Here is an 18,518-nt window from a genome sequence, read left to right on the forward strand (position 1 = left end):
TGATTACCGGCAAAAACAGTGCTAGAGGCGCGGCCACATATCCCAAAACCCCACCCTGCCAGAGTTAGATCATGTCCAGGTTCAAGTCCGATTTCCTCCGCACGCTCGACGAGCGCGGTTTCATCCACCAGGTCTCAGACGAGACCGGGCTCGACGAACTGTTTTCCAAGGAAATCGTCACCGGCTATATCGGCTTCGACCCGACGGCGCCAAGCCTGCACGCCGGCAGCCTGATCCAGATCATGATGCTGCACTGGATGCAGCAGACCGGTCACCGGCCGATCTCGCTGATGGGGGGCGGCACCGGGATGGTCGGCGATCCCTCGTTCAAGGACGAAGCACGCCAGCTGATGACGATCGACACGATCGAAGGCAATATCGCCTCGATCAAGCGCGTCTTCTCGAACTACCTCGCCTATGGCGAAGGTCCGAGGCAAGCGCTGATGATCAACAACGCCGACTGGCTGCGCGGCCTCAACTACCTCGAGTTCCTGCGCGACGTCGGCCGGCATTTCTCGGTCAACCGGATGCTGTCCTTCGAGAGCGTCAAGACGCGGCTCGACCGCGAGCAGTCGCTGTCCTTCCTGGAATTCAACTACATGATCCTCCAGGCCTATGACTTCGTGGAACTCGCCAAGCGGACCGGCTGCCGGCTGCAGATGGGCGGCTCGGACCAGTGGGGCAATATCGTCAACGGCATCGACCTCGGTCACCGCATGGGGACGCAGCAGCTCTTCGCGCTGACCTCGCCGCTTCTGACCACGTCATCCGGTGCCAAGATGGGCAAATCGGCGACGGGCGCCATCTGGCTCAACCCGGACATGCTGTCGGCCTATGACTTCTGGCAGTACTGGCGCAATACCGAGGATGCGGACGTCCCGCGCTTCCTGAAGCTCTACACGACGCTGCCGATGGACGAGATCGCGAGGCTTTCGGCGCTCGGCGGCTCGGAGATCAACGAGGTCAAGAAGATCCTCGCGACCGAAATCACGGCCATCCTGCACGGTCGCACAGCGGCAGACGAAGCAGCAGAGACCGCCCGCAAGACGTTCGAGGAAGGTGGGCTTTCCGAAAACCTGCCGTCGGTCGAGGTTTCCACGGCTGATCTCGAAGCCGGGATCGGTCTGTTGTCGCTGATCGTGCGCGCCGGCCTTGCCGGTTCGAACGGCGAAGCGCGCCGTCACGTTCAGGGCGGCGCCGTGCGCATCAACGACCAGGCCGTCAGCGACGAACGCATGGTGATCGGCACGGGCGAAATCACCGGCGACGGAGTGATCAAGCTTTCGCTCGGCAAGAAGAAGCACATCCTGGTGCGTCCGGCCTGAACCGCCCCCGACTACGAATTGAACGGGCCGCATTTCGCGGCCCCTTTTTATTGGAATTCAAAGATCTGGCGGAAAATGCCGGGTGCGATCAGCGACAGCGGGTTGACGGTCAGCCTCGGCTTCTCGAACGGACCTTCGAGCTTGAAGGTGATGCCGAGCAGGCCGCGATCGCGGCCATTGCCGAGAATGGCGCCGATCAGCGGCAGCTCGCCGAAAAGCCGGTTCAGGCCGTAAGCCGGCATGAACGTTCCGGTCATCTCCATGTTGCCCTTGGCATCGCGCACCAGGCCCTGGAAGGTCGCACCGATCTGTTCGCCGCGCACAACACCGTTTTCTATGGCAAACGAACCATTCCGATAAAGCAGGCTTGCAAAACCGCGCTGGAACTTTGCCGAATTGACATCGATGTTCTTTTTCGTTGCCGTGTTCAGGCTGCGACCCTCCTGGTCCGGCGTCGCGACAAGAGACTGAAGCTTGGCTTCGTTGACCAGCGCGAAATTGCGCAGATCGATGGCTCCGGTCCACGCGTCGCCCTGCGCCTTCAAGCGCAGGTTCAGGAGCCCGCCGCGCATGTTGTCGTAGAGGTTCATGAAGCGGACGATGGCGCCCGCGTCGCCGCTGGTGATCGAGATCGTGTCGCCTGCATTCATCTCGCTGACGACCGCCTGCCCGCTTTCCGTCGAGCCGGAAAAATCGGCCGTCGAGATCTTGCCGCCGCGGCTTGAAAACAGGAACGACACGTTCGAGAGGGTCTGGTCGTTGAAGCCGATCATGCGGTCGAGCTTGCCGCGCACGGTGGCGTTGCTCGTATCGTCGTCACCACGCTTGGCGCCGCTGCCGGTCTTTCCGCCTGCCCGGATCTTGGTGACGACGGGCCGCATGTCGACGACGGAGCCGCTGATCGAGACGTCGAAATTGCCCTTGGCGCGTTTGACGCTCACCGCATAATTGTCGGAAGGCGAGAGCTGCATATGCGAGAAGTCCGCCGACGTCAGGCTGCCGCCATTGAGCGCAAGGCTGCCGCGCGCGCCAAAACCGTCGCCCGAGAGTTCGAAATTGCGGATATCGGTGCGCTCTCCCGTATCGGTCAGCTCGAATTGGGCCTTGGCCGGAATGCCCCCGCCCTTGGTCCAGCCAAGCCATGGCACGGAAAGAGTGGCCCGGCTGAGGTCGAGCGATACCGCCTGGCGGGTTTCGTCGATCCGCGTCAGCTGAGCCGTCACCGTACCGTCGATCACCTCGGAAAGACCGGGTGCGAGTTTCTCCCGCTGATCGTTGTTGAGAACGGTCTTGATGATCCGCTCGCGCTTTGTCGGAGATGCCGGATCGACCGGTTCGACCAGCGTGATGTCAGCCGGCACATTATCGATCGTGCCCTTGGCCCCGAGCCGCGCCGTCTGGTTGTCGATATTGAGCGTGCCATCCAAACCGGCGATCTTGCGACCGGAAAACTGCGGGCCGAGCGTGACGTCGTCCAGCTCGATATGGGCATTCCAGGTGGGCTTCGGCGGGTTGTGAGCCAATATCAGGCCCATGCGGGCCTTGAGATCGACGCGTGCATGGCCGGAAAAATCCTCCGGCTTGAACTCGGTCCCCTTCAAGGCATTGATCGGCCGGAAATTCGCAAGCTCCGTTATAGCATCGGCAGGCCCCGCAATCTTCAGCGAAAGGTCCGCCATCAGCGGCTTGGCATAGGTGGACGGGATCGAGAACCGGCCGCCTTCGATGGCGACGAACCGACCGGATGGGAAGAAGGACGAGGCGCGCGCGACATCGACCTGCATCACCTCCCCCTTCAAATCGAAGCGCCCGTCGATATCGCGCAAGGGAGGGACGTCGCCGGGCAGATTGATGCGGGCATTGGCAAGATCGAAACCGATCTGCAACTCGTTCTTGTCGAGTTCCATCGGAATGCCAGGCCCCTTCATCCGGCCGGCCGGAATGAAGACGGCGATCGAACCGTTGGTAATGGTGCCGCCGAACATATTGTCCATCACCCAGTCGCGTGGTTTCCGCGCCATCCAGAACGGCCAGAGCTGCTTGACCCCCGTCACTTCCATATGCGGCAGCTGCGCCCCGAAGCTGATCTCGGGAGACTGGTTGCCGAACCGTACCTTCAGGGAGCCGGCCATGCGGCCGAGGGGGCTGGAGACCGCCATTTCATCGAACTGAAGCTCGCGATCGGCCGACAGGTAACGCCCGTTCGCCTTGAGATCGAAGCGCGCCGGCTGCTCGCTTGTCGAGGCGCCAACAGCTGTTGCGCCGCTGATCAGAACGTCGAGACCGAAACCGGGACGCTTGTCGGCCGGATTGAGCCGGTTGAGATCGATCATCGCGCCTGTGAACGGCAGGATGGTCAGGCCGAAACGGGCCTCGGATTTCAGCAGTTCGATCGAATTCTTCGAAAAGTCGTAGGCCACATTGATATTGGCGCCGCTCAAGGTCTGCTGGATGCCGTCGAAATAGAAATGGCCGGGAGACTGGCGAAGCGTTGCGGTGATAGCCGGCTTTACGGCCTCGCGTGAGCGAACCGCCGAAAGATCGAGATCGAGGGAGCCTTCGATCCCCTCGCGCGGTTGACCGTTCTCTGTTCGCTGCAGCATGAAAGATGTCACCTCGAGGCCGGTCAGTTTGGCCGAGAGTGACGACGTGACCCCTTCGACGGTCTTCGACGCTGCCACCAGAACCGCCTTGCGGCCGTTGAGGCTGATCGCACCGTTGATCTCGACCTCGCCTTCGGCGCTCTGCGTCAGCTCGATATCGTCGACGACCAGCACGATCGGCTTGCGCCCAGGTGCTGCCGGCAGCAGGATTTCGATACCGGCGATGCTGACGGAACCCGTCCCGGTTCGCTCGATAAGCGCACGAGCTTCGTCGAGGCGCTGGAAAATCTCTTCCAGCAGCGCCGGCATGGCGTCGATGCGGACTTCCGAGATCGGCAACGGATCGCCGGATGGCAGCTGCGTGGTGTCGAGACGGATATGTTCCGCCTCCATATGCTTGATCGACACGCGGCCGCCGAGAAGCGCCAGCGGATCGACGGCCATGCGCATGGCACCGGCGCGGCTCAGGTGTTCGCCGGTCGCCTGTTCGACGATATCGACGTCACGCGCCTCCAGCGCAAGGCGTAACCCCGAATCGAACCGGATGGCGGTCGAGCCGACGGTGGCGACGTAACGCGGACCGATGGCATTGTTGATTGCGCTCTGGGCGCGCGACGAGAGTGTGCTGTCGACCATGCCGCTCTCGATCGCGAAAACGGCGCTGCCGATCGCGAGAAACACCAGCAGGAGGAAAAGCAGCACTGTCTTGGCGAATCGCCTGCCCCGCCGGCTTGGTAGCGGGCAATGGACGATGATCGGATCCTCGACCTGCGCGGAGGGCAATTCATGCAGCGGAACGAGTTCTTTCCGGCTGAAACTGACCCTTTCTCCGCGAATTTCCGACATCAGGTTGAGAACTCATCTTTCTGCATTCGCATTGGTGCCGGGTGCAACGGCTCTGGACGTCGCCCGGGCGACTATATACCGATTGCGGCGAATATCACTCAAGATACCGGCGAAAGAAAGGAAATCCATGGGCGACTTGACGATCGGCAATATCGCACCGGACTTCGAACTCCCGCGCGACGGCGGCGGCACCGTTTCCCTCAAGGCGTTTTCGGGAAAACGCGTCATCCTCTATTTCTATCCCAAAGACGATACCGAGGCCTGCACCAAGGAGGCGATCGCGTTTACGGGCCTTTTGCCGGAATTCGAAAAAGCCGGCGCTTCGGTCATCGGCGTGTCGCCCGACAGCGTCAAGAAGCATGACAAGTTTGCCAAGAAGCATGGCCTTTCGGTCATCCTCGCCGCCGACGAGGACACCTCTCTTGCCAATCTCTACGGTGTCTGGAAGGAGAAGAGCATGTATGGCCGCACCTATATGGGTGTGGAACGCACGACCTTCCTGATCGGCGCGGACGGGCGCATCGCTCGGATCTGGCCGAAGGTGAAGGTGGCGGGTCATGCCGAGGAGGTGCTTGAAAGCCTCAAGGCGTTGTAGGCAGGAGACAAATCAATGGCCGGCGAGTTTTCGATCACCTCGTTGAGAGGCGGCGCAACGGCGGCAATCCTGTCGGCCGATCTCGATATCAAGACGCGGCTGGCGCAGGAGACCGCCACCCGCTGGTTCGAGCGTCGGCTGTCGCTCCGCTCGCCGCTCGATCCGCCCCTGCCCGAGCGGCCCGGCCGGCCGGCGAAACCCGAACTGGTGCCGCCCAAGGCGGTCGGCAAGCGTTCGCTGCATACCGTCAACGGCCGCATCGCGACGCTGCATGCGATCGCCCATATCGAACTCAATGCCGTCGATCTGGCGCTCGACATCGTCGCCCGTTTTGCGACCGAGCCGGTGCCGAACTCCTTCTTCGACGGCTGGATGCAGGTGGCTTTCGAGGAGGCCAAACATTTCCGCATGGTGCGGGCTCGCTTGAACGACATGGGCGCCGACTATGGCGACATGCCCGCCCATGACGGGCTTTGGCAGGCGGCGCACTCCACCCGTAACGACCTCACCGCCCGCCTCGCCGTCGTACCGCTCATTCTGGAAGCCCGCGGGCTCGACGTGACGCCATCGCTGCAGGCCAAGATGCGCGAGACCGGCGATTTCGAAAGTGCGGCGGTTCTCGACGTGATCTACAATGACGAAAAGGGCCATGTGGCAATCGGTGCGAAATGGTTCCGCTTCCTCTGCGCCCGCGAACGCAAGGACCCGGCAGCGACTTTCCAGCAGCTGGTGCGCGCCAATTTCCGCGGATCGCTCAAGGCACCATTTAACGATATCGCTCGCGCCGAGGCGGGTCTGACGCCGTCATTTTACCGGTCGCTGACCTCCACCAGCTACGCCTGAGCGCCTCGATTAAAGCGTTCGTTAACCATATCCATGTGTAATCCCGACAATGGGAACAGCGGCCGGACGAGTCGCATCTCCGGGAGATCCGCGTGGCGAAGGGAACCGAAAACCGGGTATTTGGGAAGCGGGCACCTCAGCACGTTCTCATTTTCGCCAGCGGTGAAACGATCCGCCACATGACCATCCGGCCGTGGATGGCCGCATTGACCTTCTGTTTTCTCGGTGTTTTCGCGATCGGCTATCTCGGTGCCACCTCCTATCTGGTAATCCGCGACGACCTGATCGGCGCGACCATGGCGCGGCAGGCCCGCATGCAGCACGATTACGAGGATCGGATCGCCGCGCTGCGCGCCCAAGTCGACCGCATCACCTCGCGCCAACTTCTCGACCAGCAGGTGGTCGAGCAGAAGGTCGAGAAGCTGCTGGAACAGCAGAACGCCCTCTTTTCGCGCCACGGCAAACTCGGTTCGCTTCTGAACCGCGCCGAGGAGTCCGGCCTCACGACGCCGGAAACACCGGCACCGACCATGCTGCAGCCTCCGGCCAAGGAACGTCAGGCCTCGCTTACCGGTGGCAGCGGTGGCGTCAAGGCGATCGAGAAACTCCTCTCCGGCGAAACCTCCGCCACGCCGCTCCAGACGTCGACCGCGCTTGGTTATGCGCCGTTGCGCGAAAACATCGCCGACAGGGCCGATCGGGTCTTTTCCAAGGTGACACTGTCACTGAAGACCATCGAGAAGGAACAGCTTGCCAAGATCGCCAACCTGACGACGGGCGCCTCGGAAACCGCAGACGCGATCGCCGCAATCCTGAAGCGGACCGGCGTCGAGGTGGCATCCGCAGACAGGGTGACGGAAGACGCCGTGAACGGCGTTGGTGGCCCGTATGTCGCGCCGCAAACCAATATCGGTGCCTTCGATGCCTCGCTGGACGAGCTCGATGCCGCACTCAGCCGGCTGGAAGCCGTGCGCGAGACGGCGCGCGACCTGCCCTTCGGCAATCCCGCACCCGGCCGTCCGGTCACCAGCCGCTACGGCAACCGCATCGATCCCTTCCTCGGCCGGCTTGCGCTGCATGCGGGCATCGATTTTCAAGCCTCGACCGGCGACGACGTGAAAAGCACCGGCGCCGGCAAGGTGATTTCGGCCGGCTTCGCCAGCGGTTACGGCAATATGGTCGAGATCGACCATGGCCAGGGCATCACAACGCGCTACGGCCATATGTCGAAAATACTGGTCAAGGAAGGCGACGAAGTGGCCACCGGGGACTTGATCGGCAAAGCAGGCTCGACCGGCCGCTCCACCGGACCGCACGTCCATTACGAGGTCCGCCGCGACGGCAATCCGATCGATCCCGTTCACTTCCTCAATGCCGGCATGAAGCTCACGACCTACCTCAATTGAGCCGGGCATTCGGCAAGAAAGCAATTCTTTGCAGCCGGAACGGTAGCCGGCCTGCCCCGCGAGCGTCTTCATTCACCAATCCGGCGGCCAATCGCCTTGCTTTCCTTGACTTTTGGACATTTTGGTCCTATGTCGCGGGCCAGTTGTCGAGCAGCCATGCATCGGCTCCCATAGTGTTCGTACAGAACCGGAACGGAAACAGAATTCCCTTTGACCACATTTGCTGATCTTGGCCTGAGCCAGAAAGTCCTCTCCGCTGTCACAGACGCGGGTTATACGATCCCCACGCCCATCCAGGCAGGGGCGATCCCGCATGCGCTGCAGCGCCGCGATATCTGCGGCATCGCACAGACCGGCACGGGCAAGACGGCCTCCTTCGTTCTGCCGATGCTGACGCTCCTGGAAAAGGGCCGCGCCCGCGCCCGCATGCCGCGCACGCTGATCCTCGAGCCGACCCGCGAGCTCGCCGCCCAGGTCGCCGAAAATTTTGAAAAATACGGCAAGAACCACAAGCTCAACGTTGCGCTTTTGATCGGCGGCGTGTCCTTCGACGACCAGGACCGCAAGCTGGAACGTGGCGCCGACGTGCTGATCTGCACGCCCGGCCGTCTGCTCGACCACTGCGAGCGCGGCAAACTGCTGATGACCGGCGTCGAGATCCTCGTCATCGACGAGGCCGACCGCATGCTCGACATGGGCTTCATCCCGGATATCGAACGGATCGCCAAGATGATCCCCTTCACCCGGCAGACGCTGTTCTTCTCGGCCACCATGCCGCCGGAGATCCAGAAGCTCGCCGACCGCTTCCTGCAGAACCCGGAACGGATCGAAGTCGCCAAGCCTTCGTCGACCGCCAAGACTGTGACGCAGCGCCTCGTCGCTTCCCACAACAAGGACTATGAGAAGCGCGCCGTGCTGCGCGATCTCATCAAGGCCCAGGACGACCTGAAGAACGCGATCATCTTCTGCAATCGCAAGGTCGATGTCGCCGATCTTTTCCGTTCGCTCGAGCGGCACGGCTTCTCGGTCGGCGCGCTGCATGGCGACATGGACCAGCGTTCGCGCACGACGATGCTGCAGAATTTCCGTGACGGCAATATCCAGCTGCTGGTCGCCTCCGACGTTGCCGCACGCGGCCTCGACCTGCCCGATGTCGGCCATGTCTTCAACTTCGACGTTCCGATCCATGCGGAGGACTATGTCCACCGCATCGGCCGGACCGGACGCGCCGGCCGCTCGGGCCGTGCGTTTACCCTCGTCACCCGCTCCGACACCAAGTATCTCGACGCCATCGAAAAACTCATCAACGAGAAGATCGAATGGCTGAACGGCGACATCTCAGCGCTTCCTGCGCCGATGGAAAGCCATGAGAGCGAACGTGGCCGCAAGGGCCGCGATCGTGATAAGGAGCGCGGCCGCGGCAGACGAAGCGATTCGGGACGCGCGGATTCTGGGCGCGGCGATTCGAGTCACAAGGCTGACACGAAAATCCAAGATAATCCGATTGAAGCAGTCGAAGAGGCATTTGTGGAAGCTAGGGTGGAAACCGTGAAACCGGAACGCAAGGCAGACAGGAAGCCGCAGAGCAACGGCGGCAACCGCAATTCGCGGCCGACACCTGCACCGGCACCCGCAAACGACGACAATCGCGAGCGTCGCCAGCGTTACCACCGCGACCACGACGACGGCCCGACCCCGGTCGGCTTCGGCGACGACATCCCGGCCTTCATGCTGATCGTCGCGAACGCCGCCAAGGCTTAAATTTCCGTGGCCACACCCGGCATTGATTTTCCTGGCGTCGGTGCCGGGCTCGTCATCGTGCGTGACGACGGCAAGGTTCTGCTTTGCCGTCGCCTCAAGGCGCCGGAAGCGGGCTTCTGGAACATTGTCGGCGGTAAGGTCGATCCGATGGAACCTTCCTCGGAAGCCGCCCGCCGTGAGGCGGAAGAAGAGACGGGCCTGAAAATTGGCAGGGTCGAACTTCTCTGCACGGCCGAAGAGATCATCGAGGCCGACCGGCAGCACTGGGTCTCGCTGATTTATATGACGCGCGATTTCACCGGCGAGCCTTCGCTCACGGAGCCCGACAAACTGTCGGACATCGGCTGGTTCGATCCGAATGATCCGCCCCAGCCGCTCTCGGCCTTTTCTGCCAGGGCCTTTGCCCATCTTCCAAAATGAACCCAAACGAAAGCCGCTCCGGAGAACCGAAGCGGCCATCTTGATGAAATCATTTTGACAGAATTTCCGGACGCGACCCTGGTCGAGAGATTCGGCAGCCCACGCCCCTCAATACGAGGCGGACGGTATGCGCTTCGCATTCTGTCGAGCAAGATGCTAAATTTAGCACTGGGGGCCAGGTTCAGGATTTCGAGTTTGCACGCACGGCCGCGTCGAATGCAAGCCGCACCCATTTGCGCATCTCGTCGGGATCGTCGAAAGCGTCTTCCGGCACCGACCAGTAGGGCATCAGCACCGGTTTCCCCTTCTTTCCCTCATAGGACCATTGCCTGGCACCGGCCGCTTCGAATTCCGGCGCGCTGACCGCATCCACCTTCAGCATGATCTCGCCGCGCAGATCGATCGCGACGATCAAACCATCGTGATAGATGCCCTTGCCGCCGAACATGCGGCGGATGGAAACGGGGCCGAGCCCCTCGAACATGTCCTCGATGTCGGAATTGTCCATTCGGCTACCTTTTCAAAATCCCGCCGGCGGCGGTCACCGCCTCGGGTGTATCGACATCCAAATGCGCGGCGGGCCCTATGTCCACGTCGATCACCGAAAGCCCAGAGTTCTCGATGATCGCGCGGGCCCCGACATCGCCTTCCAGCCGCAATACGGCATCATAGGCAATTCGCGGGAGAATGATCGGGTTGCCGCGTTTTCCGTCCGAGACCGAACGGACCACGACACCGCCGCCGGCCTGACGGAAGGCGGCGATCAGCATGTTCAGATGATCCGTGGTGACGCCCGGCATGTCGGCCAGCATGACCAGGATGCCGTCCTTCGAGGTCAGTTCCGAGCTTGAAAACCCGGCAACCAGCGAGCTTGCCATGCCGGACCCATAGTCCGGATTGAAATGAGGGCGCAGATCGAGGCCGGCAAGCGCCGTCTCGATCTCGTCGCGCCGATGGCCGGTTACCGCGACGACCGGCGAAGCCTCCGACGCCAGCACTCTCTCTGCCGTGCGGCGGACGAGCGGGATGCCGTCGAATTCGGCGAGCAACTTGTGGGGGCCGCCCTTGCCCATGCGCCGCGCCTGGCCGGCGGCGAGCATCAGAGCGCCGACCGACAAGGTCGCCGCCTTTTCCGCCGTGGCATCGCGCGGGCGCGGTCGGGTCGGGATTTCCATCAGCAGTCCGCCTACCCCCATGCCGGTAATATCGAAGGAGGTCGGCGTCTCGCCGGCCATCAGCCGGTTCAGCACCCAGTCGAAACCGTTTTCCTTCGGCGAACGGGCGCAGCCCGGCGCACCCAGCACCGGAACATTGCCAATTCGCCCGAGAACCAGGAGATTGCCGGGATCGACGGGCATGCCGACCTGATCCACCCCGCCGCCCGCGCGGCGGATGGCGGCCGGAATGACGTCATCCGGATCGGCCACAGCCGATGCTCCGAAGACAATAATCATAGCCGGCTCATTAATTTTCTCGGGTCGAAGCTGCTGTAGAACCTCGGTAAGACGTTCGGCGGAATGGGGAATGCGGATCTCTTTTATTAGCCGGCTACCGGATGGCGCGAGCCTCTGCTCCAGCAGCTTCGCTGTCCGATCCATGACCGACGCTTTCAGCGAAGGAAGCTCGGTTGCGACCAGCGTCACCGCACGGGGACGGAAGGCTTTTACCTCAAAAGCGATCGATTCTGCCAGCAGAGCCGCCGCCGCGGCGACCTTTGCGCCGCCGACGGCAAGCGGAATGATCTTGACGGTCGCCACCATGTCGCCGGTCCGCACCGCCACATGGTCGGCAAGACAGGCAAGCGTGATCGCCGGGTCGATGCGGTTCAGCGCATCGACCACGACCTTGTTAGCGACGAAGAGCCCATCCACCTTGGCATAGATGTTGACCCGGCCGGTGGTCGCCTCCGAGAAACGCAGATTGTCCGGCGCGATCGCCTCGACAATCGCCTGGGCGGCGGCGTCCTCCAGCATGTCGCCCGGTTCGAGCCGGACCGCGACGACGGATTGGACGCCTTCGTCCGAAAGCCGGGCGATATCATCCGCCGACAACATCTGCCCTTTCGACATGCGGCCGGCCGGGAGCCGTATGCTATGCGCAAGGACCACGCCTTCCGCCTCGCCGAGTCCGAACGTCCCGTATCTCATGATGTCACCCTGCAGCGACAAGGTCGCGCCGGCGGAACGCCTGGACGATCTGGGCCAGCGTGGCGAGCGCGATTTCGGCAGGGCTTGCGGCCCCGATGTCGAGGCCGATCGGCGCGGCGATGCGGCCAATCTCGTTGTCGGTGCGGCCCATTTCCTTCAGCCGCTCCACACGCTTCGCATGGGTTTTCCGGCTGCCGAGCGCGCCGACGTAAAAGCACCCGACCCGCAGTGCTTCGGAGAGCGGGAAATCGTCGATCTTCGGATCGTGGGTGACGGCCGCCAGTGCCGTATAGGCGTCGAGCGGGCGATCCTTCAACACGTCTTCCGGCCAGTCGGCGATCAGTTCGACGCCCTCGAAACGTTCCTCCGTCGCGAAAGCCGTACGCGGATCGATGATCGTCAGGTCATACCCGGCGACCGGAGCCAGCCGGGCCAGCGCCTGGCTGATATGCACGGCGCCGATCACCACGATACGCGGCGGCGGCAGGTGCACGTTGAGGAACAGCGATCGACCCTCGACGTCGACCGTTCCCGCCTTGCCGCTGCGAAACGTCTTGGCGATCTCCTCGCCGAGCGGACCGGAGGTGGCCTCGCCCTCCAGGACGACCCGCGTGTCATCGCTCGCAAGATCGGTGACGACCACGGCAGCCCTGCGGGAGCGCCTTGCGGCGTTGAGTTTCGTCAGTACCTCGAGCTGCATCAGCCGAGCCTTTCCACATAAACCTGGATCCGGCCGCCGCAGGACAGGCCGACCCGCCACGCGGTCTCGTCGGCAACGCCGAATTCCAGCATTTTCGGGGCGCCGCTCTCGATGACGTCGAGCGCCTCCGTGATGACAGCGCCCTCGACGCAGCCGCCGGAGACTGAGCCTTCGAAATTGCCATCGCCGTCGATGACGAGATGGCTGCCGGTCGGCCGCGGCGCCGAACCCCAGGTCTCGATCACCGTGGCTATCGCCACGTCGCGGCCAGCCTGCTTCCAGCTCTCGGCGGTCAGCAACGGGTCCAGAATTTCGGAAACAGTCATGTGACCCTCCTCATGTCAATATAGCGCCGCGGGTCCGCGGCCTTTGTGTGATCACCCGACAACGCAATCGCCAAATCGGCAAGCGACTGCAGGTTATGGACGGCGCGAAACTCGTCCACATGCGGCAGCATGGCGCGCACGCCACGCGCCCGGGCCTCGAAACCATCGAAGCGCAACAGCGGGTTCAACCAGATCAGGCGGCGGCAGGAGCGATGCAGCCTATCCATTTCCCGTTCCAGTTCTTCGACGCCTTCACGCTCCAGGCCGTCGGTGATGAGCAGCACGACGGCACCCTGCCCCAGCACGCGGCGCGACCAGAGCCGGTTGAATTCGGCAAGCGTCGCGCCGATCCGCGTTCCGCCGGACCAGTCGCGCACCGCGTCGGTGCAGCCCGACAGCGCTTCGTCCGGATCGCGGCGGCGCATCTGGCGGGTGACGTTGGTCAGCCGGGTGCCAAACAGGAAGGTATGCACCCTGGTGCGCCTTTCCGTCAGCGCATGCAGAAAATGCAGAAAGATGCGGGTGTACTGGCTCATCGAGCCGGAAATATCGGCGAGCACGACCAGCGGCGGCGGCGCGGTCTTGCGTTCGCGAAACCGCGGCAAAATGAGATCGCCACCGCTCTTCATCGCCTGACGCATGGTGGCGCGCGGGTCGATCCTCGGCGGGCGGTTGGACGGCCGGAACCGGCGCGTCGCCACCTTGTCCAAAGGCAGAGCGAGCTTCATCAGTTGGCGCCGGGCTTCGGCCAGTTCGGCCGCGCTCATCTGGGCAAAATCCATCCGTTTGAGGATCTCGCCGGCAGAGGTCGTCAAGCGGGAGTCCACTTCGATCTCCGGCGGTTTCTTGCGGTTTGGGGACTCCGGCTGGTCGGCGGTGAGCGCCTCGCTGACGCGGGTGGCGCCGGCCTTCTGCTTTTCCCGTTCCCGATTGTCGGCGGCCTTCGGCGACATCATCGAGATCATCTTGCCGACCAGATCGCGGGAGCGCCAGAACAGGCGAAAGGCCTCGTCGAAGACCGGCTGGTCCTCGTGCCGCCTGACGAAGACGGCCGACAGCGCCGCGTGGAATTCTTCCCGCGAGCCGATGCCGATCGCATCGACGGCGGCAATCGCGTCGCCGGCAGCGGCCGGCCCGGTCTTCAGCCCGGCACGGCGCAATACGCGGGAGAAATAAACGAGGTTGTCCGCAAGCCGGCCATCGCCCGCGCCAAAGCCTCCAGCGCCCGCCGGAACCGGCGGGACGATCATTCCGTCGTCGCTCAAGCCTGCCATGGCCCCTATCCCGCTGCCAGCAATTCGGCCTTCACCTCGGAAAGCACCCGTTCGCCTTCTCCGCCTTTGATGCGGGCGATATCGTCCTGATATTTCAAAAGAGTCCCAAGCGTATCGGCGATAGTTTCAGGATCGAGCGCGATCCGGTCGAGCTCGGTCAGCGCCGTCGCCCAGTCGATGGTTTCGGCAACGCCGGGGTTCTTGAAGAGATCGACCGTTCGGAGCTTCTGCACATAGGCGACCACCTGCCGCGACAGCGTTTCCGAACATTGCGGCACCTTGCGGCGGATGATCTCCAGTTCCTGGGCCGCATCCGGATAATCCACCCAGTGATACAGGCAGCGCCGCTTCAGCGCGTCGTGGATCTCCCGGGTGCGGTTGGTGGTGATGATGACGATCGGCGGCTCTTGCGCCTTGATCGTGCCGAGCTCGGGGATCGTCACCTGGAAATCGGACAGCACTTCGAGCAGAAAGGCTTCGAAAGCCTCATCGGTGCGGTCGAGTTCGTCGATCAGGAAGACCGGCGCCGGGCCACCCGGCTGGCCAAGCGCCTGCAGCACCGGCCGGCGGATCAGGTGGCGTTCGGAAAACAGATCCGCCTCGATGCGGGTGCGATCCTTGATACCGGAGGCCTCCGAAAGCCGGATGTCCAGCATCTGGGCCGGATAGTTCCATTCGTAGACCGCCGAGGAGATATCGAGGCCTTCGTAACACTGCAGCCGGATCAGCGGCCGGTTCAGGGCCTTGGCCAGCGCCTTGGCGATCTCGGTCTTGCCGACGCCGGCTTCGCCTTCGAGGAAGAGCGGGCGCTTCATCTTCAGCGCCAGGAAGATCACCGTGCCGAGCGAGCGCCCGGCAAGATAATCCTCGGCGCCCAAAAGCGCGATCGTCTCGTCGATCGAGGTCGGCAAAGCGCTCGTTTTTCCTTCAGGCATGTTCACACCCTTTCAAACGGCATCCTATAAGCTACGAAAGCCGCGATCCAGATAGATGAGCGAGGGGTTCGCCTCGCCGAAATGCATGGCCTTCACCTCGCCGAACATGACGAAATGCGTCGAAACCCGTTTTATGTCGGTCAGCCGGCAATCAAAGCTGACGACGGCATCGACCAGTACCGGAGCGCCGGTCACCAGCGTCTTCCAATCTCCGAGCGCGAACCGCTCTTCGGCGGGAATGCCGCTCAACCCCGCAAAGCCCGTCGCGAGCGCCTGATGATGCGCCGCGAGCGAATTCAAAGCAAAGACGCCGCTCCTTTCAAAGATGGCATTGTTCACGTTGCTGCCGTTGAGGCAGACAAGCACGGTCGGCGGGTTGTCCGAGACCGAGCAGGCTGCCGTCACCGTCACGCCGCGCCGCACGCCTTCGAATTCCGTCGTCACAACCTGGACGTGGCCAGCATATCGTGCCATGCCGTTCCGGTAGTGGACGGGGTCGAGGAAAGGCTGGTCCGTCAAAGGCATCTCTTGAAAGGCATCCGAGGGCTGCTGTCAGCCCCGCATTACTCTTCGAGATATGGTGGCAAAAACCCTTGATGTCCACCGGAGTTGCGGCTTTTTACTTTCAAAAGCCGATTCTCTTTGACGGCTGCGATGAGAAAGCTAAATGTCGCTTCGAGAAAGAATCCCAGGAAAAACATGACAGCACGACGTTTCATCATCGCCGGACTGCTGGCTTCGTTTCTCGGATGCGGATCGGCACCGGCGGCAGTGATCGGAGTCGTCGCGCCGCGCTCCGGCCCATACGCACCGCTCGGCACCCAGGTCTTTCAGGGCGCACGCGCAGCAGCTGAAGCCGGCGGCGACACCCTCGTCGAGATCGATGAAAGCTGTGACGAAAACGGTGGCATTGCCGCGGCCAAAAACCTCACCGCTGCCAAGGTGTCCGCCGCTATCGGCTTCCTCTGCGTCGAAACGCTCTCCACCGCATTGCCACTGCTGAAGGCGGGCCAGATTCCGGCCGTCACCATTTCGGTGCGCTCGAAAATCCTGATGGAAGACACGCTGCGCAACGGCTGGCCGTTCTTCCGCATGGCGCCGGCCGAAGGCGACGAGGCGAAAAAACTGTCCGAAACCATCCTTGGCATCTGGAAGGCGGAGCCGATCGCGCTGGTCGAGGACGGCACGATCTACGGTCGCGAGCTTGCCAGCGCAATCCGCCAGCATCTGGAACCAATGGGCATCACGCCGATCTTCACCGACACGTTCCGACCTGGTCAGGAGCAGCAGGTGGCGCTGGTGCGCCGTCTCGCCAAGGCGGGCGCAAGCCACGTGTTCGTCGGCGGCGACCGCAACGACATGGCGATCATCGCCCGCGACGGCGCTTCCGAAAACTTTCCCCTCACCTTGCTGGGCGGCGACAACTTGCGTGCCGCCAACCGTCCGGTGCCCCTGCGCGAGGGCGTCCTGGCCGTCGCCCTCCCGGATTATGCCACCCTGCCCTCCGCGACCCCCGCTGTCGCAGCCTTGCGTGCGAAAAATCTCGACGCGGACGGCTATATGCTGCCTGCCTATGCCGCGACCGAGCTTGTTCACCAGGCGGCGACTGCTGCAGCAGGCCAGCCCCTGGTACAGACGATCGGCAGCCGCTCCTTCAATACCGTGATCGGGCCGATCGGCTTCAATCGGGGCCACGAACTGAAGGAAAATCCGTTCCGCCTGCTCGAATGGCGTGGATCGACGTTCGTGCTCTCGCGCGCCGCGACTGACTGACGATTGTTCCGCCCACGCCGCAATGTTAGAGGGACCTTCGACAACCGGAGACTTTCGACCCATGACGCTCGCCACCGCCCTGCCGATCCGTATCGCCCCGTCCATTCTCGCAGCCGATTTTTCAAAGCTCGGCCAGGAAGTGCGCGACGCCGTCGATGCGGGAGCCGAATGGGTCCATCTCGACGTGATGGACGGGCATTTCGTGCCGAACATCTCGTTCGGACCTGACGTCATCAAGTCGTTGCGATCTTACACTACAGCCTTTTTCGACTGCCACCTGATGATCTCGCCGGCCGATCCTTACCTCGAAGCCTTCGCCAAGGCCGGATGCGACGGCATTACCGTGCATGTCGAGGCCGGGCCGCACCTCCACCGCTCGCTTCAGACGATCCGCTCGCTCGGCAAGAAGGTCGGCGTCACGCTCAACCCGGCAACTCCGCTCTCGGCGATCGAAAACGTGTTGGACGATATCGACCTGATCCTGATCATGAGCGTCAATCCGGGCTTCGGCGGCCAGAAGTTCATTCCCGCAATGACGGACAAGATACGCGCTGCCAAGGCGATGATCGGCAGCCGGCCGATCGAGCTTGAAGTCGATGGCGGCATTACCGCCGACACGATCGGCGCGGCAACCGCTGCGGGCGCCAATGTCTTCGTTGCAGGATCTGCGGTTTACAAAGGCGAAGGAATCGCGGCCTATCGTGAGAACATCGCGCGGCTGAAAGCCGCGGCGGAGGACGGACGCAGATGATATCAGCCTTGCGATCTTCGGTTCCGGCATTTGCGGCGATGTTGTTCGCCGGCTCCACGTCCGCGGCCGATATCGCAAGCGTCCGCCCGATCGGCTTTTCCTCCGACGGCGCCGTTTTCGCCTTCGAGGAATACGGCGTCCAGGACGGATCCGGCTTTCCCTATGCCAATATCTACGCGCTCGACCTCAACAAGGATACCTACCTGCCCGGAACACCATACCGGGTTCGGCTGGAACAGGATGGAGCGACGATCGCCAAAGCCCGCTGGCAGGTCCACAATGACGCGGATGTGATGGTCGAAACCCACGAGCTCGCCAATCATCCGGGCGAACTCGTGGCCTTCAACCCGATCACCGAGATCGACAACGACCCCCATCAGCTCCGCTATCGCAGCGTGCCGGCCGTGCCGCCGGTCGGAGAGGCCAACACGCTTGTCCTCGACGAGGTCCCGCAGCCACTCGGCCCGCAATGTGAAGGCATAGTCGAAAAGACGGTCTCCATGCGCCTTCGTTTTACCGAACGGAACGGGAAGCCTGTCAATGACGTGGTCCACGAAGACCGGCGCATTCCGGCCTCGCGCGGCTGCGTCACCGGTTACCGGCTCGCCGGTGTCGTCAGCGGCTCGTCGCTCGAAGGCGCTCCGGTCGAAGTCGCGTTCATCATGGTCCTCAGCGCCGGTTTCGAGGGTCAGAACGGACGCTGGATCGCCGTTCCGATCAAGACGGCGCCCTAATCCTGTTTGATTGCCTCAAAAACTTGAGCTTGGCCGCGCTTCTTGCTACAGCGCAGCCAGCACACGTGAAGGAAACGAC

The 18,518-nt window shown here is 62.7% G+C and carries 17 protein-coding genes; 9 read left to right on the plus strand and 8 right to left on the minus strand.

Features of this window, described 5'->3' with window-relative positions; translation table 11 throughout:
• Positions 1 to 71 precede the first annotated feature (71 nt).
• Complete coding sequence (tyrS, locus tag ABCW43_RS01185) at positions 72 to 1,325, plus strand: tyrosine--tRNA ligase (RefSeq protein ID WP_345921762.1); 1,254 nt, start codon at positions 72 to 74, stop codon at positions 1,323 to 1,325.
• Positions 1,326 to 1,372: 47 nt separating this feature from the next.
• Here tyrS and ABCW43_RS01190 read toward each other — a convergent pair whose 3' ends face one another.
• Positions 1,373 to 4,774, minus strand: coding sequence for a YhdP family protein (locus tag ABCW43_RS01190; RefSeq protein ID WP_345921763.1), 3,402 nt, complete (start codon positions 4,772 to 4,774; stop codon positions 1,373 to 1,375).
• A 127-nt stretch (positions 4,775 to 4,901) separates the two neighbouring features.
• On the opposite strand from ABCW43_RS01190, the gene ABCW43_RS01195 reads away from it, so the two are divergent.
• The 5 genes from ABCW43_RS01195 (at position 4,902) to ABCW43_RS01215 (ending at position 9,799) form a co-directional block, all read left to right on the plus strand.
• Complete coding sequence (locus tag ABCW43_RS01195) at positions 4,902 to 5,369, plus strand: peroxiredoxin (RefSeq protein WP_345921764.1); 468 nt, start codon at positions 4,902 to 4,904, stop codon at positions 5,367 to 5,369.
• Positions 5,370 to 5,384: 15 nt separating this feature from the next.
• Positions 5,385 to 6,212 carry a ferritin-like domain-containing protein gene (locus tag ABCW43_RS01200; protein ID WP_345921765.1) on the plus strand — a complete coding sequence of 276 codons (828 nt, stop codon included), beginning with the start codon at positions 5,385 to 5,387 and terminating at the stop codon, positions 6,210 to 6,212.
• Positions 6,213 to 6,304: 92 nt separating this feature from the next.
• Positions 6,305 to 7,618: a M23 family metallopeptidase gene (locus tag ABCW43_RS01205; RefSeq protein WP_345921766.1), complete on the plus strand. Its 1,314-nt coding sequence runs from the start codon at positions 6,305 to 6,307 to the stop codon at positions 7,616 to 7,618.
• Between the two features lie 210 nt (positions 7,619 to 7,828).
• A complete protein-coding gene (locus ABCW43_RS01210; RefSeq protein WP_345921767.1) occupies positions 7,829 to 9,379 on the plus strand; it encodes a DEAD/DEAH box helicase in 1,551 nt (516 codons plus the stop codon).
• Positions 9,380 to 9,385: 6 nt separating this feature from the next.
• A complete protein-coding gene (locus ABCW43_RS01215; protein ID WP_345921768.1) occupies positions 9,386 to 9,799 on the plus strand; it encodes an NUDIX domain-containing protein in 414 nt (137 codons plus the stop codon).
• A 181-nt stretch (positions 9,800 to 9,980) separates the two neighbouring features.
• On the opposite strand, the gene ABCW43_RS01220 is transcribed toward ABCW43_RS01215, so the two are convergent.
• From ABCW43_RS01220 to ABCW43_RS01250, 7 genes are read right to left on the minus strand one after another with little or no spacing between them, the layout of a single operon-like run.
• Positions 9,981 to 10,307 carry a TfoX/Sxy family protein gene (locus tag ABCW43_RS01220; protein WP_345921769.1) on the minus strand — a complete coding sequence of 109 codons (327 nt, stop codon included), beginning with the start codon at positions 10,305 to 10,307 and terminating at the stop codon, positions 9,981 to 9,983.
• 4 nt (positions 10,308 to 10,311) lie between these two features.
• Positions 10,312 to 11,946 (minus strand): NTP transferase domain-containing protein, encoded by a 1,635-nt coding sequence (locus tag ABCW43_RS01225; protein WP_345921770.1) that lies wholly within the window; start codon positions 11,944 to 11,946, stop codon positions 10,312 to 10,314.
• 4 nt (positions 11,947 to 11,950) lie between these two features.
• Positions 11,951 to 12,646: an XdhC family protein gene (locus ABCW43_RS01230; protein ID WP_345921771.1), complete on the minus strand. Its 696-nt coding sequence runs from the start codon at positions 12,644 to 12,646 to the stop codon at positions 11,951 to 11,953.
• Positions 12,646 to 12,972, minus strand: coding sequence for an XdhC family protein (locus tag ABCW43_RS01235; protein WP_345921772.1), 327 nt, complete (start codon positions 12,970 to 12,972; stop codon positions 12,646 to 12,648). Before ABCW43_RS01235 ends, ABCW43_RS01230 begins: the two co-directional genes overlap by 1 nt.
• Complete coding sequence (locus ABCW43_RS01240; protein ID WP_445738877.1) at positions 12,969 to 14,246, minus strand: vWA domain-containing protein; 1,278 nt, start codon at positions 14,244 to 14,246, stop codon at positions 12,969 to 12,971. Before ABCW43_RS01240 ends, ABCW43_RS01235 begins: the two co-directional genes overlap by 4 nt.
• Positions 14,247 to 14,251: 5 nt before the next feature.
• Positions 14,252 to 15,181, minus strand: coding sequence for an AAA family ATPase (locus ABCW43_RS01245; RefSeq protein ID WP_345921773.1), 930 nt, complete (start codon positions 15,179 to 15,181; stop codon positions 14,252 to 14,254).
• A 24-nt stretch (positions 15,182 to 15,205) separates the two neighbouring features.
• Complete coding sequence (locus tag ABCW43_RS01250; protein ID WP_345921774.1) at positions 15,206 to 15,706, minus strand: flavin reductase; 501 nt, start codon at positions 15,704 to 15,706, stop codon at positions 15,206 to 15,208.
• A 174-nt stretch (positions 15,707 to 15,880) separates the two neighbouring features.
• On the opposite strand from ABCW43_RS01250, the gene ABCW43_RS01255 reads away from it, so the two are divergent.
• The 3 genes from ABCW43_RS01255 (at position 15,881) to ABCW43_RS01265 (ending at position 18,439) form a co-directional block, all read left to right on the plus strand.
• Positions 15,881 to 16,954, plus strand: a complete 1,074-nt coding sequence (locus ABCW43_RS01255) for a branched-chain amino acid ABC transporter substrate-binding protein (RefSeq protein WP_345921775.1) — start codon at positions 15,881 to 15,883, stop codon at positions 16,952 to 16,954.
• A 61-nt stretch (positions 16,955 to 17,015) separates the two neighbouring features.
• Complete coding sequence (gene rpe / locus ABCW43_RS01260) at positions 17,016 to 17,705, plus strand: ribulose-phosphate 3-epimerase (protein ID WP_345921776.1); 690 nt, start codon at positions 17,016 to 17,018, stop codon at positions 17,703 to 17,705.
• On the plus strand, positions 17,702 to 18,439 hold the full coding sequence (locus ABCW43_RS01265; RefSeq protein WP_345921777.1) for a DUF2259 domain-containing protein: 738 nt from the start codon (positions 17,702 to 17,704) through the stop codon (positions 18,437 to 18,439). Before rpe ends, ABCW43_RS01265 begins: the two co-directional genes overlap by 4 nt.
• The last annotated feature ends 79 nt before the right edge of the window (positions 18,440 to 18,518 follow it).

This window comes from Neorhizobium tunisiense, from assembly GCF_039631515.1.
GTDB lineage: Bacteria > Pseudomonadota > Alphaproteobacteria > Rhizobiales > Rhizobiaceae > Neorhizobium.

Bases quoted from the DNA above. Each gene is read 5' to 3' on its own strand.
- ABCW43_RS01200 (WP_345921765.1), top strand. From the start codon at position 5,385: ATGGCCGGCGAGTTTTCGATCACCTCGTTGAGAGGCGGCGCAACGGCG.
- rpe (WP_345921776.1), top strand. From the start codon at position 17,016: ATGACGCTCGCCACCGCCCTGCCGATCCGTATCGCCCCGTCCATTCTC.
- ABCW43_RS01240 (WP_445738877.1), bottom strand. From the start codon at position 14,246: ATGGCAGGCTTGAGCGACGACGGAATGATCGTCCCGCCGGTTCCGGCG.
- ABCW43_RS01190 (WP_345921763.1), bottom strand. From the start codon at position 4,774: ATGTCGGAAATTCGCGGAGAAAGGGTCAGTTTCAGCCGGAAAGAACTC.
- ABCW43_RS01265 (WP_345921777.1), top strand. From the start codon at position 17,702: ATGATATCAGCCTTGCGATCTTCGGTTCCGGCATTTGCGGCGATGTTG.
- ABCW43_RS01230 (WP_345921771.1), bottom strand. From the start codon at position 12,646: ATGCAGCTCGAGGTACTGACGAAACTCAACGCCGCAAGGCGCTCCCGC.
- ABCW43_RS01225 (WP_345921770.1), bottom strand. From the start codon at position 11,946: ATGAGATACGGGACGTTCGGACTCGGCGAGGCGGAAGGCGTGGTCCTT.
- ABCW43_RS01255 (WP_345921775.1), top strand. From the start codon at position 15,881: ATGACAGCACGACGTTTCATCATCGCCGGACTGCTGGCTTCGTTTCTC.
- ABCW43_RS01250 (WP_345921774.1), bottom strand. From the start codon at position 15,706: ATGCCTTTGACGGACCAGCCTTTCCTCGACCCCGTCCACTACCGGAAC.
- ABCW43_RS01195 (WP_345921764.1), top strand. From the start codon at position 4,902: ATGGGCGACTTGACGATCGGCAATATCGCACCGGACTTCGAACTCCCG.
- ABCW43_RS01245 (WP_345921773.1), bottom strand. From the start codon at position 15,181: ATGCCTGAAGGAAAAACGAGCGCTTTGCCGACCTCGATCGACGAGACG.
- ABCW43_RS01235 (WP_345921772.1), bottom strand. From the start codon at position 12,972: ATGACTGTTTCCGAAATTCTGGACCCGTTGCTGACCGCCGAGAGCTGG.
- tyrS (WP_345921762.1), top strand. From the start codon at position 72: ATGTCCAGGTTCAAGTCCGATTTCCTCCGCACGCTCGACGAGCGCGGT.
- ABCW43_RS01220 (WP_345921769.1), bottom strand. From the start codon at position 10,307: ATGGACAATTCCGACATCGAGGACATGTTCGAGGGGCTCGGCCCCGTT.